This window comes from Mesorhizobium sp. M0174 (assembly GCF_040322275.1).
Classification (GTDB): domain Bacteria; phylum Pseudomonadota; class Alphaproteobacteria; order Rhizobiales; family Rhizobiaceae; genus Mesorhizobium.
In genome coordinates, this window is sequence record NZ_JAMYTB010000004.1 from 19,832 (window position 1) to 35,449 (window position 15,618).

Sequence of the window (15,618 nt, forward strand, 5' to 3'; positions counted from 1 at the left end):
CGATCACTGCCCATAAGGAGGGCTTATGCCGGAGCTCAGTTCACGACAGCTGGTTTCGCAGCTTCCTCCGCTTCAGGCGATCCGGGTATTCGAAGCGGTGGCGCGGCATCTCTCGTTCACCAAGGCCGCCCAGGAGCTTGGCATGACGCAGGCGGCGGCAAGCTATCAGATCAAGCTTCTGGAGGAGCGCATCGGTGCGCCGTTGTTCCTGCGCCAGCCAAAACAGATCGTGCTGACCGAACCCGGCCAACGCCTGGCGCCCGCGGTCAGCGAAGCATTCGCGCTGTTGAGCGGCGCCTATGCCGCCGCGCGCACCGGCGCCGACGGCGTGCTTTGCGTTTCGACGCTGCTGACCTTTGCCTCCAATTGGCTGGCTCAGCATCTCGGTTCGTTCCAGGTAGCGCATCCGTCGCTGGCGGTGCGCGTCGATACTTCGAACAGGGTTGTCGACTTTGCCAGAGAGGATATCGACATCGCCATCCGCTCCGGCGGCGGCAACTGGCCGGGCGTCGAGACCCATATGCTTTTCAGGGCCGATTTCACGCCGGTCCTTAGTCCAAAGCTCGCGGCAAGCATCGGCGGCGTCAAGGAGCCGGCCGACCTGCTGCGGCTGCCGATCCTCGACCCGGGCGACATCTGGTGGCGGGACTGGTTTGCCGCCGCCGGCCTGCCGGTCGAGGAACTGGCCAAGCGCCCCGGCACCAGCATGGGCGCGCAGGCCTATGAGGCCAATGCCGCGATTGCCGGCCACGGCGTGGCGATCGTCACCAAGGCGCTGTTCAAGGCCGAACTTGCCGACGGCCGCCTGATCCAGCCCTTTGAGCTGGTCGGTGACGACGGCCACGCCTATTGGCTGGTCTATCCGACGGCGCGGCGCAACGTGCCGAAGATCCGCGCCTTCCGCGATTGGATCCTGAGCGAGATCGCTTGCCAATAGGCTGAATCCCAGCAAGCCCGACAGCAAAGCTCCGGGCCCAATCAGCCCGGCTGAAATTCTTCGTCAGACATGCCGCAAACGTCCCGGCTTGTCGCCGCACGAGACCCGGCGTGCTGCGCTGCAGCAACGATTCCGTCTTGACATAATTCATCGCAAGTGAGTAATTGCCCACAGCCAAGGCAAATGCTCATCTTGGTTTATGGGAGGAATTTTGATGAAACTTCGCACGTTCACCCTAGGCCTGTTCTCGGCCAGCGCCCTCGCTTTCGCCGCGCATGCCGAATCCATCACCATCGCCACGGTCAACAATGGCGACATGGTCCGCATGCAGAAGCTGACCGACGACTTCACCGCCAAAAATCCCGACATTCAGCTGCAGTGGGTCACGCTCGAGGAAAACGTCCTGCGCGAGCGCGTCACCACCGACATCGCCACCAAGGGTGGCCAGTACGACGTGATGACCATCGGCACCTATGAGGTGCCGATCTGGGCCAAGCAGAACTGGCTTTTGCCGCTCGACAAGCTCGGTGACGATTATGACGTCAAGGACATCATCCCGGCCATAGCCGGCGGCCTGTCGGTCGACGGCAAGCTCTACGCAGCGCCGTTTTACGGCGAAAGCTCCTTCGTCATGTACCGCAAGGACCTGATGGACAAGGCCGGGCTCAAAATGCCCGATGCACCGACCTGGGACTTCATCAAGCAGGCCGCCGACAAGATGACCGACCGCGCCAACGGCGTGAACGGCGTCTGCCTGCGCGGCAAGGCCGGCTGGGGCGAGAACATGGCCTTCCTGACCGCCATGTCGAACTCCTTCGGCGCGCGCTGGTTCGACGAGAACTGGAAGCCGCAATTCGACCAGCCCGAATGGAAGAACACGCTGCAGTTCTATGTCGACCTGATGAAGGCCGACGGCCCCGAGGGCGCGTCGTCCAACGGCTTCAACGAAAACCTGGCGCTGTTCCAGCAGGGCAAATGCGGCATGTGGATCGACGCTACCGTCGCTGCGTCCTTCGTCTCCGACCCGAAGAACTCGACCGTCGCCGACAAGGTCGGCTATGCGCTGGCCCCGGACAATGGCCTCGGCAAGCGCGGCAATTGGCTGTGGGCCTGGTCGCTGGCCATCCCCGCCGGCACGCAGAAGGCCGACGCCGCTCAAAAGTTCGTTTCCTGGGCGACTTCGAAGCACTATCTCGAACTGGTCGCTTCAAAGGAAGGCTGGGCCAACGTTCCGCCCGGAACGCGCACCTCGCTCTACAACAACCCGGAGTACCAGAAGGCGGCGCCTTTCGCGAAAATGACGCTGGATTCCATCAACGCCGCCGATCCGACGCACCCGACCGTCAAGCCGGTGCCTTATGTCGGCGTCCAGTTCGTCGCCATTCCTGAGTTCCAGGGCCTTGGCACCACTGTCGGCCAGCTCTTCTCGGCGGCCCTTGCCGGCCAGACGAGCGTCGACGACGCCTTGAAGCAGGCACAGGACGCCGCCACCGCGACGATGACCGAGGGCGGGTACATCAAATAGGGCGCCTCCCGGTGCCGGTTGCCCATGGCAGCCGGCACGGGCCGCCCGAATCCCAGTTCGGGCGGCCAACTTTACGCCGCTGAAAAACTTGGCCGACCTCGAAGGGTGACCGTCATGGCTACTCAGCAGATCCGTTCGCTTGCCCGCTTCATGATGGCGCCATCCGTGGTGCTGCTGCTGGTTTGGATGATTGTGCCGCTGGCATTCACGCTGTGGTTCTCCTTCCAGCAGTACAACCCACTCAATCCGATGCGCGACGGCTTCGTCGGGTTTTCGAACTACGCGCTGTTCTATTCCAACCCGGCATTCCTGCAGTCGATCCTCAACACGCTCACCATCGTCGTCAGCGTGCTTTTGATCACGGTGATCGGCGGCATCCTGCTGGCCCTTCTGCTCGACCAGCCGATGTGGGGACAAGGCATCGTCCGCATCCTCGTCATCTCGCCGTTCTTCGTCATGCCTCCGGTGGCGGCGCTTGTCTGGAAGAACATGATCATGCATCCGCAATACGGCGTCTTCGCCGATATTGCGCGTTTCTTCGGCGGGCAGCCGATCGACTGGTTCGGGCAGCACCCGCTCCTGGCGATCATCATCATCGTCGCCTGGCAGTGGCTGCCGTTTGCGACGCTGATCCTCTTGACCGCGCTCCAATCGCTCGACGGCGAGCAGAAGGAAGCCGCCGAAATGGACGGCGCCGGCTTCATCAGCCGCTTCATCTATTTGACGCTGCCGCATATGTCGCGCGCCATAACCGTCGTCATCCTGATCCAGACGATCTTCCTGCTGTCGGTCTATGCCGAGATACTGGTCACCACCAATGGCGGCCCGGGTTATGCCTCCACCAACCTGCCCTTCCTCGTCTACCAGAAGGCATTGCTGGAGTTCAAAATCGGCCAGGCGTCCGCTGGCGGCATCATCGCCGTCATTCTCGCCAACATCGTCGCCTTCTTCGCCATGCGCGCCGTCGGCAAGAACCTGGACAAATAAGGGAGGATAAGATGGCACGTGCAGTCACCACCCGGCACAAGACGATTGCGACCGCGGCCGCCTGGATCGTCGCCCTGCTGATCTTCTTCCCGATCCTCTATACGATCATCACCTCGTTCAAGTCGGAGCAGGAGGCCATCCAGGGCTTCAACCTGTTCCCGTCGGGAACCATGGAGAGCTATTCCGAGGTCCAGGCGCAGAACGGCTATTTCAAATTCTTCCTCAACTCGGTGTTCCTCTCGGTCGGCTCGACCATCCTGGCTCTGCTCGTCGCCATACCGGCGGCATGGTCGATGGCGTTTTCGCCGGGCAAACGCACCAAGGACATCCTGATGTGGATGCTTTCCACCAAGATGATGCCGGCCGTCGCCGTGCTGTTTCCGATCTATCTGATCTTCCGCGACACCGGATTGCTCGACAGCCGCATCGGCCTGATGGTCATGCTGATGCTGATCAACCTGCCGATCGTGGTCTGGATGCTCTACACCTATTTTCGCGAGATCCCTGGCGAGATCCTGGAAGCGGCGCGCATGGACGGCGCATCGCTGTGGAACGAGATAATCTACGTGCTGACGCCGATGGCGGTGCCCGGCATCGCCTCGACCATGCTGCTCAACATCATTCTCGCCTGGAACGAGGCGTTCTGGACGATCCGGCTGACCACCACCGAGGCAGCGCCGCTTACCGCTTTCATCAGCTCCTTCTCCAGTCCGCAGGGGCTGTTCTGGGCCAAGCTTTCGGCCGCCTCGACGCTGGCGATCGCGCCGATCCTGATCATGGGCTGGTTCAGCCAGAAGCAGCTGGTCCGAGGCCTGACATTCGGTGCGGTAAAGTAGCGGGCATCGCCTGACGCAAAACGAAAAGGATAGCCCTTCGGGGGAGGAAACCATGGGAAACATCACGCTCAAGAACGTCTCCAAATCCTTCGGGGCGACGTCCATCATCCCCGGCCTCGATCTTGTCATCGAGGACGGAGAGTTCGTCGTCTTCGTCGGTCCGTCGGGCTGCGGCAAATCCACCCTGTTGCGTCTGATCGCCGGTCTGGAGGATACCAGCGGCGGCACCATCATCATCGATGGCCGCGACGTCACCGGCGAGGCGCCGGCCAAGCGTAAGCTGGCCATGGTGTTCCAGTCCTATGCGCTCTACCCGCACATGACGGTGGCCAAGAACATCGCCTTCCCGCTCAAGATGGCGGGCGAGGACCAGGCGACCATCGACAAGAAGGTGAAGGACGCCGCGCGGATCCTGAACCTCACCAACTACCTCGACCGCCGCCCCGGCCAGCTCTCCGGCGGCCAGCGGCAGCGTGTCGCCATCGGCCGCGCCATCGTCCGCCAGCCATCGGCCTTCCTGTTCGACGAACCGTTGTCCAATCTCGACGCGGCGCTGCGCGGCACCATGCGGCTGGAGATCAGTGAACTGCACCACCAGCTCCAGACCACCATGGTCTACGTCACCCACGACCAGATCGAGGCGATGACCATGGCCGACAAGATCGTCGTGCTCAATGCCGGCAATATCGAGCAGGTCGGCTCGCCGATGGAGCTCTACAAGACGCCGAAGAACCTGTTCGTCGCCGGCTTCATAGGTTCGCCGAAGATGAACCTGATCGAAGGCGCGCCGGCCGCCAAATATGGCGCCAAGACAGTCGGCATCCGCTCGGAGCATATGAACATTTCGAAGACGTCAGGCGACTGGAAGGCGACGGTCGGCGTTGCCGAGCATCTAGGCTCCGACACGTTTTTGCACGTCCAGGCGGATGGCGTCGGGCAGCTGACGGTGCGTGCCGACGGCGAATTGGCCGCCCATCACGGCGACACGATCTATCTGACGCCGGACAAGGCCAAGCTGCATCGTTTCGGCGCCGATGGGAAGGCGATGCTGCAATGAGGCTCCGGGGTAAATCGGCGCTGATCACCGGATCGGCGCGCGGCATCGGCAGGGCGTTTGCCGAAGCCTACATGCGGGAGGGGGCGACCGTCGCCATCGGCGACATCAATCTCGAGGCTGCCGAGAAGGCGGCTTCGGAAATCGGCCGCAATACCTACGCCGTGAAGCTGGACGTCACCGATCTCGCGTCGATCGATGCAGCCGTCAAGGCGGTCGAAACCAGGGCCGGCGGCCTCGATATCTTGATCAACAACGCCGCCCTGTTCGACCTGGCGCCGATCGTCGAGATCACCAAGACAAGCTACGACAAATTGTTTTCGGTCAACGTCGCCGGCACGCTGTTTACGTTGCAGGCCGCCGCCCGTTCTATGATTGCCCGCGGCAAGGGCGGCAAGATCATCAACATGGCAAGCCAGGCCGGGCGCCGCGGCGAGGCGCTGGTCGCCGTCTACTGCGCCACCAAGGCGGCGGTCATCTCGCTCACCCAGTCGGCAGGGCTCGACCTGATCAAACACGGCATCAATGTCAACGCGATAGCACCGGGGGTCGTCGACGGCGAGCACTGGGATCATGTCGATGCCTTGTTCGCCAAGTTCGAGAACCGGCCGAGGGGCGAGAAGAAGAGACTGGTCGGCGAAGCCGTACCTTATGGCCGCATGGGCACGGCGCAAGACCTCACCGGCATGGCGGTGTTCCTGGCCAGCGATGAGGCCGAATACATCGTCGCCCAGACCTACAATGTCGATGGCGGCCAGTGGATGAGTTGAGGGGGGCGAAGGCGCTCTTCTCCCCGTCTCCTCCACGGGGGAAAGAGCCGTCCCGCTAAAGGGTAAAGCAGATGACCGTGAAACTCTCTTCTTCCATCCTAGCCAAGCTGCCGCCCAAGGTCGCCGGCCCGAAATACGATCGCGCCGCGCTCAAGGCCGGCATCGTGCATTTCGGCGTCGGCAATTTCCATCGCTCGCACCAGGCCGTCTACCTCGACGACCTGTTCAACTCGGGCGTTGGCCACGACTGGGCTATCGTCGGCGCCGGCGTCTTCGAGGGCGAGAAGGTCGGCCGCGGCAAGCTGCAGGAGCAGGACTGGCTGACCACCGTGGTCGAGCAGGACAGCGGCCATATGAGCGCGCGCGTCACCGGCGTCATGATCGACTTCCTGGTGCCTGGCGACGCGATCGCAATTGTCGAGCGGCTTGCCGATCCGGCGATCAAGATCGTTTCCCTGACTATCACCGAGGGCGGCTATTTCATCGATCCGGCTTCTGGCGTCTTCAATCCGACACATCCCGACATCGTTGCCGACGCTGAGCCGGGGGCGACGCCGAAGACCGTCTTCGGCCTCATCCTCGCCGGGCTGCTACGCCGCCGCGCCGACGGTATCGTGCCCTTCACCGTCATGTCCTGCGACAACATCCCCCATAACGGCCATGTCACCTCAGATGGCGTCATCGGCCTTGCGCGGCTGATCGACGAAGGTTTGGCAAACTGGGTGAGCGAGAAGGTTGCCTTTCCCAATGGCATGGTCGATCGCATCACGCCGGCCACCACCGACCGCGAGCGCGGCATTCTCGCCAGCGAGTTCGGCCTCGACGACAATTGGCCGGTGTTTTGCGAACCGTTTAAGCAATGGGTGCTGGAGGACCGTTTCACCGACGGCCGGCCGCCGCTGGAAAAGGTCGGCGTGCAGTTCGTCAGCGACGTCGCGCCCTATGAGCTGATGAAGATCCGCATCCTCAATGGCGGCCATGCGACCATCGCCTATCCGGCCGGGCTGATGGACATCCATTTCGTCCATGAGGCGATGCATGAGCCGCTGGTACGCGGCTTCCTCGACAAGCTCGAGCATAATGAGATCATCCCGACCGTGCCGCCGGTTCCGGACACCGACCTCGAAGATTACTACCAGCTCATCGAGCACCGCTTCTCCAATCCGAAGATCGGCGACACCATACGCCGGCTTTGCCTCGACGGCTCCAACCGCCAGCCGAAATTCATCATTCCGACGATCGCCGACCGGCTGAAGGCTGGCAAAAGCGTCACCGGCCTGGCGCTGGAATCTGCGCTCTGGTGTCGCTACTGCTTCGGCACGACGGATTCCGGTGCCGTCACCGAGCCCAACGACCCTAACTGGGGCCGGTTGCAGGCGACGGCCAAGGCGGCCAGGGACATGCCTGGCGCCTGGCTTGCCATGGAGGACATCTATGGCGATGTCGGCCGCTCGCCGCCCTTCGCCGAAGCGTTCGCCCATGCGCTCAAATCGCTGTGGGCGGACGGCGCGCGCGCGACACTGACGCGCTATCTCGCCGGCGACCTCTGAAGCCGATCCAGCGCGATGACGCCTGAACTGGTCATTTTCGACTGTGACGGCGTGCTGGTGGACAGTGAGATGCTGTCCGTCTCGGCATTGCTGGAGATGATCGCGCTTGCCGGCGGCAACGTCAGCGAGGACATTGCCTACGAGCACTTCCTCGGCAAGAGCATGAAGAGCGTCCGCGAAATCCTCGCAAGCGACTTCGGGCTCGATCTCACCGACCAGCATCTGACCGAGATGCGCTCCGAACTGATGCGCAAGTTCCGCCAGGAGCTGAAACCGATGCCAGGCATCGCACAGGTCCTGCCGAAGCTCGGCGTGCCGTGCTGCGTCGCCTCCTCCGGCACGCTGGAGCGCATCCGCTATGCGCTCGAGGTTACGGGGCTGCTTGGGCTGCTGGAGCCGCATCTGTTCAGCGCTGCCATGGTGGCGCGGGGCAAACCGGCGCCCGATCTCTTTCTCCATGCAGCAGATAAAATGAGAGCGGCCCCGCGAAACTGCCTCGTCGTCGAGGACAGCCCGGCCGGCATCGAAGCGGCGCGGGCGGCCGGCATGCGCGTCCTTGCCTTCACCGGCGGCTCGCACACCGGCAACCCGGCCTTGAAAGCGCGGCTTGCGTCGAGTGAGCCGGACTTTATATTCGCTGACATGCTGCAATTGCCCGATCTGATTGCAGGCCTGGGAGCGAGAGCAAGAACACCTTGACCAATAGTTTCGTTTGCGCGGTCGATGTCGGCACCGGAAGCGCCCGTGCCGGCATTCTCGACACCGGTGGCGCCTTGCTCGGCCGCGCCGAGCACCCGATCGCCATGCAACAGCCGAAGGCCGATCACGCCGAGCACGATTCGCAGGATATCTGGTCGGCGGTGTGCAGTGCCGTGCGTGCTGCCCGCGAAAAGGCGCACGTGAAGGCTGAGGATATCGTCGGCATCTCTTTTGACGCCACCTGCTCGCTGGTGGTGCGGGACCGGCATGGCGGCCAGCTCAGCGTATCCGTTACTGGCGAAAGGCGCTGGGACACCATCGTCTGGCTCGACCATCGCGCAATTGCCGAGGCCGATGAATGCACCGAAAGCGGCCACGCCGTGCTCGACTATATCGGCGGCGTCATGTCGCCGGAAATGGAAACGCCGAAGCTGATGTGGCTGAAGCGCAACCTGCCCGGAACATGGAACGAAGCCGGCTACCTGTTCGACCTTACCGACTTCCTCACCTGGAAGGCGACCGGCTCGCTCGCCCGTTCGCAATGCACGCTGACCGCCAAATGGACCTATCTGGCCCATGAAGCGACCGGCTGGCGGCGCGACTTCTTCGAAGCGGTCGGGCTCGGCGACCTTTTCGAGCACGGCAATTTGCCAGAGAAGGCGAGCCCGGTCGGCGCAGATATCGGTCCGCTCAGCGCGCAAGCCGCGGCGGAGCTTGGCCTCACCGAAAAATGCTGGGTCGGCGCCGGCGTCATCGATGCCTATGCCGGCGCGCTCGGCGTGCTCGGCGGTTTCGCAGGTGACGCGACGAACATCGGCCGCCATCTGGCCCTGATTGCCGGTACGTCGAGTTGCGTCATGGCGATGTCGCCAGATCCGCAGCCTTTCGCCGGTGTCTGGGGGCCATATTATGGCGCAGCCCTTCCCGGTCTTTGGCTGTCGGAAGGCGGCCAGTCGGCCACAGGAGCGCTGCTCGATCACATCATCCGCTGGCATGGCGCCGGCGGCGAGCCGGATGCCGTAATGCATGCCAGGATCGCCCGCCGCGTCGCCGAGCTGCGCGCCGCCGAGGGTGGCAACCTCGCCGCAAGGCTGCATGTATTGCCGGATTTCCATGGCAACCGCTCGCCGCTTGCCGACCCGCATGCCGTCGGCGTCATTAGCGGACTGACACTGGATTCCTCCTTCGACAGCCTGTGCAAGCTTTACTGGCGCACCGCCGTCAGCATCGCGCTTGGCGTCCGCCATGTGCTGGAAGCACTGAACGAGAACGGCTATCTGATCGACACGCTGCACGTCACCGGCGGCCACACTAAGAACCCGCTGTTGATGGAACTCTATGCCGACGCCACCGGCTGCACGGTGGTCGAGCCGCTGGCGGACGAGGCGGTGCTGCTCGGCACCGGCATGATTGCCGCCACCGCGGCCAGGCTTTTTCCCGATTTGAATGCCGCCTGCGTTGCCATGCAGCAAGGCGGCAGGACGCGAGAGCCCAATCCGGCTGCCGCCGGCCGGTTCGACCGCGACTACCGCGTGTTCCTCGAAATGCACAGGCAAAGGCGGTCGCTGGACGCGATCATATAGGTCGAACGGCTTTCACGCGCTATCGCTGGTTCCAGCGCCGAACAACCGGCTCGTCGAGATCATGCTCATAACCGAGCACGCTTATGCTGGCGGTATCCAGCACGAACAGCGCGCCCTCTTGCGGCGGCAGGCCGAGCCAGCGCGCAGCCAGCACTCGCAGGAAATGCGAGCTTGAAAACACCAGGATGTTGCCGTTGGCCTGGCGCAGCTGGCTGACGATGCGGTCCGCCCTCGAGCCGACGTCCGCGGCTGATTCGCCCCTCGGGCAACCGTCGCGAAAGAGACGCCAGCCTGGACGTTCGGCAAGGATTTGCTTGGTGGTCAATCCCTCATAGGCACCATAATCCCACTCTGCCAGATCGTCCTTTTTTACGCCCGAAGAGCCGAAGCCGGCCAGCGCACAGGTGTTGAAGGCGCGCTGCGACGGGCTCGACCACACCGCCGAGAAGGACAGGCCCTTTAGCCGCTCAGTGACCCGCCTCGCAGCGTCCTCGCCGGCCGGCGTCAGCGGTATGTCGGTCCGGCCGGTATGCTTTCCGGATGCACTCCATTCCGTCTCGCCATGCCGAACCAGATAGATTTCGGGAAACGCGCTCATCAGGGTGCCTTTCAAATGAATCCACCGTGACCATAGCGGCTTCCATAGCCTCTCCAACAGCCTGCATTGAGCTGACTGGCTTAACCCTTCCGCAAGTCAGCCCCTTGCCACCGGTGCCTATTTCATAGACAAACCCGTCGTAATGCGGAATCCGGCCGATCGTGGCCGTTTCTGCGCTGAGATGCGGCTTCCGGCTCTTGCCGACGTGCCGCAATCGGATAGGCGGAAAACTGGAATGTCTGCGATCGAAGCCGACGCTCGCGCGCCGGAAAACCTTTGGCGTCGGGAAATCAGGGCGATGCTGGCGCTCGCCTGGCCGATGGTGCTGACCAATCTCGGCCAGACCGCGATGACCGCTACCGACGTCATGATGATGGGGCGGCTGGGGCCGGACACGCTGGCCAGCGGCGCGCTTGGCGCCAACCTCTATTTCATGCCGCTGATCTTTGGACTTGGCCTGATGCTGGCGACCTCGCCGATGATGGCGACCGAGCTCGGCCGTCACCGCCACTCGGTGCGCGACCTGCGCCGCACCGTGCGCCAGGGTCTGTGGCTGGCGATCCTCATCTGCCTTCCGATATGGGCCCTTCTCTGGCACGGCGAGAGCGTGTTGCTGGCCATGGGGCAGGAGCCGGCGCTGGCGCATCAGGCGGGTATCTATCTGCGCTGGCTCGAATGGGCGGTGCTGCCCTTTTTCGGCTATATCGTCCTGCGCTCGTTCATTTCGGCGCTGGAGCGGCCGGGCTGGGCACTGATCATCGTTTTCGTTGCCGTCGCCTGCAATGCCTTCTTCAACTGGCTGTTCATGTTCGGCAATCTCGGCATCCAATCGATGGGCATCGCCGGCTCCGGCCTTGCCACCACTTTGTCCAGTACGCTGATGTTCGCCGGCATGGCGACGGTGGTGATGCTTGAGAAGAAATTCCGGCGCTATCGTCTGTTCGGACGCTTCTGGCGCGCCGATTGGCCGCGCTTCAAGGGCCTGCTGCGGCTCGGCCTGCCGATCGCCGGCCTGCTGGCGTTCGAGGTGACGATCTTCAACGCGGCGGCCTTTCTCATGGGCCTGATCGATGCGGCTTCGCTTGCCGCCCATGCGATCGCCATCCAGATCGCCTCGGTCACCTTCATGGTGCCGCTCGGCCTCAACCAGGCGGTGACGGTGCGCGTCGGGCTCGCCCACGGCGCCGGCAATCCGGAAGGTGTCAGCCGGGCTGGCTGGACCGCCTATGTCGTCGGTGTCTCCTTCATGGCGCTGATGGGGCTGGTGATGATCTTGTGGCCGCATCTCTTGATCGGCGCCTTCATCGATGTGGGCAATCCGGCTAATGCCGAGGTGGTGGCGCTTGCCGTGTCGTTCCTCGCTTTTGCCGCGCTGTTCCAGGTTTTTGACGGCGCGCAGGCGGTAGCCAGCGGCATGCTGCGCGGGCTGCACGACACCAAGGTGCCGATGATCTACGCCGCGATCGGCTATTGGGGCATCGGCCTGCCGCTCGGCGTGCTGCTCGCCTTCCGTTTCGGCTTCCATGGCGTCGGCATCTGGATCGGCCTGTCGTCGGGACTGGCGGTGGTTGCTGCACTCCTGCTGGGGCGCTGGCTGCGGCGGGACAGAATCGCGCCGCCGCTGGTATTCGGGCGTTGAATTGCTGGTCGCCCGGCTCAGCGGGCGGCCGCCCGCTGCTCGAGCGAACGTGCGTATTGCGTCAGCGGGAAGCACATGGCGAAGAAGATCAGCGCTACCAGCCCATAGACTTTGAACGGTTCGAAGGTCGCATTGTTGATCGCGTTGGATGTCCTCACCAGCTCCTCGAAACCGATGATCGAGGTCAGCGCGGTCGACTTGATCAGCTGCACCAGGAAGCCGACCGTCGGTGCGCGGGTGATCGAAAACGCCTGCGGCAGGATGATCAGCCTGAGCTCCTGCAGGTAGTGCAGGCCGAGGCTGGCGCCGGCGTCCCACTGGCCGCGCGGCAGCGCATCGACGCCGCCGCGCCAGATCTCGGCGAGATAGGCGCTGGCGAAGAAGGTCAGACCAAGCACCGCCGCGGTCCACGGCTCGATGCGCAGGCCCAGCATCGGCAAGCCGAAGAACATCAGGAAGAGCTGCATCAGCAGCGGCGTGCCCTGGAAAAGCGCGATGTAGCCGGAGGCAAGCCGCCGTGCCCATTTATTCTTGGCGATCCGGAAGAACAGCACGACCATACCAACCACGGCGCCGCCCATAAACGCAGCCAACGACAAGAGCACCGTCCAACGCGCCGCCAGCAGCAGGTTGCGCAGAATATCCCAGAAGGTGAATTCGATCATGACACACCGGCTCCGAGAAGCCGGCGCCCGCCGCCGACCAGCAGCCGGCGCAGCCCGATCGACAGGGCGAGATAGACCATCGTCACCACGAAATAGGTCTCGAAAGCCCGGAACGTGCGCGCCTGCAGCATGTCGGCTTCATAGGTCAGCTCGCGCACCGCGATCTGTGACACCACGGCGGATTCCAGCATCATGATGACGATCTGGCTGGTCAGCGCCGGATAGATCACCTTGAGCGCCTGCGGCAGCACGATCTTGATGAAGACCTGGCGCGGCCTGAGCCCAAGCGCCAGTGCCGCTTCCGTCTGCCCGGGCGGCACCGCGTCGAGCCCGGCGCCAACGATCTCGATCGTGTAGGCGGCCATGTTGAGCGTCATCGCCAACATGGCTGCCAGCACCGGATCGAGCCTGACGCCGATGCTGGGCAGCCCGAAGAAGATGAAGAACAGCTGCACCAGGAACGGCGTGTTGCGGATCACCTCGACATACCAGCCGATCGCCCGCTTGAGCAGCAGCGGACCGTTCCGCCGCCCTGCCGCGCCGAGGATGCTGAGCAACGTTCCCGCCAGCGTGGTCACAGCGATCAGCAGGATCGTCGTGGCCGCGCCGCGCGCGATCGCCCCTGTCGCCCCGGCAAGCCAGCCGAAGTCGAGGCTATAGGTCACTGGCCGTCAATCCTTGAGATTGGCGGGATCGAGCGGTGTCTTCAGCCAGGCCTTCGAGCTTTCGTCCAGTTTGCCGTCGGCCAGCATCTTGGCGACCGCATCGTTGACCGCTTGCTTGAGGCGGTCTTCCTTCTTGTTGAGGCCGATATGCGAGGGCGACGTGAGAAGCTGGAATTTCTGCTCCGGCTTCAGTTCCTCCTGGCGAGCCAGCACCTGGGCGCCGACATCGTTGCCGACCACCATCAGTTGGGTCTGGCCCGAGATGAACGCCTGGATGACGGAATTATAGTTGTCGAAACGGCGGATGTCGGCCGAGGCGGGTGCCGCCTCGGTCAGCGAGGTGTCCTCCAGCGTGCCGCGATTGACGGCGATCGACTTGTCGGCAAGGTCTTCCTTGCCTTTGACCGAGAGTGCTGCCGGGCCGATGACGGCGATGTAGTAGGGTGCGTAGGCGGCAGCGAAATCGATCACCTGCTCACGCTCCTTGGAGTAGCCGACGCTCATCAGCAGGTCGACGCGCTTGTCGGTCAGGTACGGAATGCGGTTCTGGCCGGTCACGCTGACCAGGTTGAGCTTGACCTTGAGCTGGTCGGCGATGGATTGCGCCACGTCGATGTCGTAGCCCTTGATGCTCATGTCGGCGCTGGCCGAGGAGAAGGGCGGGAAGTCGGAAAAGATGCCGACATTGATGGCACCGGCCTTGGCGATGTCGTCGATGGCGTCGGCATTGGCGGCCTGGGTGGTGAAAGCAAGACCGGTCGCGCCGAACATCAGCACGGCGACGATGGATGATTTGAGCTTCATGTGAAGTGTCATTGTCATTCCCCTGCTGGAAGCTTGTTTGTTGAATGCAACCGCCGGCTCCAGCGCGGCGGTCGCCTTTGGATTCTCTAGTGGACCATGATCTTTTCCGAAAACCGGTTCCCACTTTCGGGATCATGGTCGAGCTGCGTCAGCCTGCCCTGCCGGCAATCGCCGGGCTGAACACCATCAGGCTGAGGATCTCGAACAGCACCTGCGCGCCGGCATGCGCCGTGTTGGTGGTCGCGTCATATTGCGGTGCCACCTCGACGACGTCGCCGCCGACGATGTTGAGGCCCTTCAGGCCGCGCAGCAGCTCGAGCACTTCGCGCGTCGTCAGCCCGCCGACCTCCGGCGTGCCGGTGCCCGGTGCGAAGGCCGGATCGATGCTGTCGATGTCGAAGGAGACGTAGGTCGGGCCGTCGCCGACTATCCTGCGCGCCTTCTCGATAATGGCGGGAATGCCGAGGCCGGTTACCTCTTCGGCATGCACCACGGTCATGCCGGACTCATAGGTGAACTCCCACAGATATTCGGCCGAGCCGCGAATGCCGATCTGGATGGCGCGGCTCGGGTCGAGCACGCCGTCCAGCACCGCGTTGCGGAACGGCCCGCCATGGTGGAACTTGGTCATGTCGAACAGGCCGCTGGTGTCGCAATGGGCGTCGATATGGATCATGCCCACCGGCGCCTTCTTGCCGACAGCCTTCAGGATCGGGTGGCTGATCGAATGGTCGCCGCCGACTGAAAGCGGAAGGACGCCGGCGTCGACGATCTGGTTGGTGCGGCGTTCGATGTCGTCATGGCTGGTCTCCAGCCGGTAGCGGCTCTGGAACGGCACGTCGCCGATGTCGGCGACCTTCAGCTCATGCGTCGGCGCGCATTCCAGCACATGATTGTAGGGGCCGATGCGCTCGATGGCGCGCAACGCCCGTGGCCCGAAACGGGCGCCCGGCCGGTTGGTGACGCCAAGATCCATCGGCACGCCGATCATCGCCACCTGCAGATCGCCGAAATCCGGATTGTCGGCGGCGATTTCACGATAGGGCGCCGCGAGGAAGGTCGGGATGCCGGAATAGGGCGCCAGCCGCGTGCCGGTCTTGGAGAAGATCTTGTCGGCGACACGCTGGAATTTCGGGTCGAACATTTCGCCGCCATGGCTCTCGCCATATTTGCGGCGCAACGCTTCGAGCTTGCCGCGGTCGTAACCCATGTCGGTCCTCCATGGCTGGTGCGGTGCGCGGACGGCGGCCTCGATAGCCGCAGCGTTGGCTGCCTGCAGATTTCACGTCTTGATGCAATGCCTGGG

At 63.4% G+C, this 15,618-nt stretch carries 15 protein-coding genes; 10 read left to right on the forward strand and 5 right to left on the reverse strand.

Features of this window, described 5'->3' with window-relative positions:
• Positions 1 to 25 precede the first annotated feature (25 nt).
• The 9 genes from gcvA (at position 26) to NKJ13_RS09595 (ending at position 9,941) form a co-directional block, all read left to right on the forward strand.
• The gene (gene gcvA, locus NKJ13_RS09555) at positions 26 to 937 is read left to right on the forward strand and encodes a transcriptional regulator GcvA (RefSeq protein WP_352509359.1); all 912 of its coding nucleotides are present in this window, start codon (positions 26 to 28) and stop codon (positions 935 to 937) included.
• A 214-nt stretch (positions 938 to 1,151) separates the two neighbouring features.
• A complete protein-coding gene (locus NKJ13_RS09560) occupies positions 1,152 to 2,462 on the forward strand; it encodes an ABC transporter substrate-binding protein (RefSeq protein WP_254815834.1) in 1,311 nt (436 codons plus the stop codon).
• 114 nt (positions 2,463 to 2,576) lie between these two features.
• Entirely contained in the window at positions 2,577 to 3,449 is an 873-nt protein-coding gene (locus NKJ13_RS09565; protein WP_352509358.1) for a carbohydrate ABC transporter permease, read from the forward strand.
• A gap of 11 nt (positions 3,450 to 3,460) precedes the next feature.
• Complete coding sequence (locus tag NKJ13_RS09570) at positions 3,461 to 4,285, forward strand: carbohydrate ABC transporter permease (protein WP_352736678.1); 825 nt, start codon at positions 3,461 to 3,463, stop codon at positions 4,283 to 4,285.
• 52 nt (positions 4,286 to 4,337) lie between these two features.
• A complete protein-coding gene (locus tag NKJ13_RS09575) occupies positions 4,338 to 5,342 on the forward strand; it encodes an ABC transporter ATP-binding protein (RefSeq protein WP_352509355.1) in 1,005 nt (334 codons plus the stop codon).
• On the forward strand, positions 5,339 to 6,109 hold the full coding sequence (locus NKJ13_RS09580; RefSeq protein WP_352509354.1) for an L-iditol 2-dehydrogenase: 771 nt from the start codon (positions 5,339 to 5,341) through the stop codon (positions 6,107 to 6,109). The genes NKJ13_RS09575 and NKJ13_RS09580 overlap by 4 nt, the downstream gene beginning before the upstream one ends.
• 71 nt (positions 6,110 to 6,180) lie before the next feature.
• A complete protein-coding gene (locus NKJ13_RS09585; RefSeq protein WP_352686362.1) occupies positions 6,181 to 7,659 on the forward strand; it encodes a mannitol dehydrogenase family protein in 1,479 nt (492 codons plus the stop codon).
• Positions 7,660 to 7,674: 15 nt separating this feature from the next.
• A complete protein-coding gene (locus NKJ13_RS09590; protein WP_254815839.1) occupies positions 7,675 to 8,358 on the forward strand; it encodes an HAD family hydrolase in 684 nt (227 codons plus the stop codon).
• Positions 8,355 to 9,941 carry an FGGY-family carbohydrate kinase gene (locus NKJ13_RS09595; protein ID WP_352736680.1) on the forward strand — a complete coding sequence of 529 codons (1,587 nt, stop codon included), beginning with the start codon at positions 8,355 to 8,357 and terminating at the stop codon, positions 9,939 to 9,941. The genes NKJ13_RS09590 and NKJ13_RS09595 overlap by 4 nt, the downstream gene beginning before the upstream one ends.
• A gap of 19 nt (positions 9,942 to 9,960) precedes the next feature.
• Here NKJ13_RS09595 and NKJ13_RS09600 read toward each other — a convergent pair whose 3' ends face one another.
• The gene (locus tag NKJ13_RS09600; protein ID WP_352686648.1) at positions 9,961 to 10,542 is read right to left on the reverse strand and encodes a histidine phosphatase family protein; all 582 of its coding nucleotides are present in this window, start codon (positions 10,540 to 10,542) and stop codon (positions 9,961 to 9,963) included.
• Between the two features lie 232 nt (positions 10,543 to 10,774).
• Here NKJ13_RS09600 and NKJ13_RS09605 point away from each other — a divergent pair, with 232 nt between their 5' ends.
• Positions 10,775 to 12,178, forward strand: a complete 1,404-nt coding sequence (locus tag NKJ13_RS09605; RefSeq protein ID WP_352777692.1) for an MATE family efflux transporter — start codon at positions 10,775 to 10,777, stop codon at positions 12,176 to 12,178.
• Between the two features lie 17 nt (positions 12,179 to 12,195).
• Here the strand turns inward: NKJ13_RS09605 and NKJ13_RS09610 are convergent, their stop codons facing one another.
• The 4 genes from NKJ13_RS09610 to speB form a co-directional block, all read right to left on the reverse strand.
• Positions 12,196 to 12,843 (reverse strand): amino acid ABC transporter permease, encoded by a 648-nt coding sequence (locus NKJ13_RS09610; RefSeq protein WP_352736684.1) that lies wholly within the window; start codon positions 12,841 to 12,843, stop codon positions 12,196 to 12,198.
• On the reverse strand, positions 12,840 to 13,508 hold the full coding sequence (locus NKJ13_RS09615; protein ID WP_254815843.1) for an amino acid ABC transporter permease: 669 nt from the start codon (positions 13,506 to 13,508) through the stop codon (positions 12,840 to 12,842). The genes NKJ13_RS09610 and NKJ13_RS09615 overlap by 4 nt, the downstream gene beginning before the upstream one ends.
• Before the next feature lie 6 nt (positions 13,509 to 13,514).
• Positions 13,515 to 14,324: a transporter substrate-binding domain-containing protein gene (locus NKJ13_RS09620; RefSeq protein ID WP_352477002.1), complete on the reverse strand. Its 810-nt coding sequence runs from the start codon at positions 14,322 to 14,324 to the stop codon at positions 13,515 to 13,517.
• 136 nt (positions 14,325 to 14,460) lie between these two features.
• A complete protein-coding gene (gene speB, locus NKJ13_RS09625) occupies positions 14,461 to 15,522 on the reverse strand; it encodes an agmatinase (RefSeq protein WP_352506050.1) in 1,062 nt (353 codons plus the stop codon).
• Between the last annotated feature and the right edge of the window lie 96 nt (positions 15,523 to 15,618).

What these genes read in the sequence shown, in the direction of transcription:
- NKJ13_RS09560 (WP_254815834.1), top strand. Translation starts at nt 1,152, where the DNA reads ATGAAACTTCGCACGTTCACCCTAGGCCTGTTCTCGGCCAGCGCCCTC.
- NKJ13_RS09565 (WP_352509358.1), top strand. Translation starts at nt 2,577, where the DNA reads ATGGCTACTCAGCAGATCCGTTCGCTTGCCCGCTTCATGATGGCGCCA.
- NKJ13_RS09570 (WP_352736678.1), top strand. Translation starts at nt 3,461, where the DNA reads ATGGCACGTGCAGTCACCACCCGGCACAAGACGATTGCGACCGCGGCC.
- NKJ13_RS09585 (WP_352686362.1), top strand. Translation starts at nt 6,181, where the DNA reads ATGACCGTGAAACTCTCTTCTTCCATCCTAGCCAAGCTGCCGCCCAAG.
- gcvA (WP_352509359.1), top strand. Translation starts at nt 26, where the DNA reads ATGCCGGAGCTCAGTTCACGACAGCTGGTTTCGCAGCTTCCTCCGCTT.
- NKJ13_RS09575 (WP_352509355.1), top strand. Translation starts at nt 4,338, where the DNA reads ATGGGAAACATCACGCTCAAGAACGTCTCCAAATCCTTCGGGGCGACG.
- NKJ13_RS09580 (WP_352509354.1), top strand. Translation starts at nt 5,339, where the DNA reads ATGAGGCTCCGGGGTAAATCGGCGCTGATCACCGGATCGGCGCGCGGC.
- speB (WP_352506050.1), bottom strand. Translation starts at nt 15,522, where the DNA reads ATGGGTTACGACCGCGGCAAGCTCGAAGCGTTGCGCCGCAAATATGGC.
- NKJ13_RS09610 (WP_352736684.1), bottom strand. Translation starts at nt 12,843, where the DNA reads ATGATCGAATTCACCTTCTGGGATATTCTGCGCAACCTGCTGCTGGCG.
- NKJ13_RS09590 (WP_254815839.1), top strand. Translation starts at nt 7,675, where the DNA reads ATGACGCCTGAACTGGTCATTTTCGACTGTGACGGCGTGCTGGTGGAC.
- NKJ13_RS09620 (WP_352477002.1), bottom strand. Translation starts at nt 14,324, where the DNA reads ATGACACTTCACATGAAGCTCAAATCATCCATCGTCGCCGTGCTGATG.
- NKJ13_RS09605 (WP_352777692.1), top strand. Translation starts at nt 10,775, where the DNA reads ATGTCTGCGATCGAAGCCGACGCTCGCGCGCCGGAAAACCTTTGGCGT.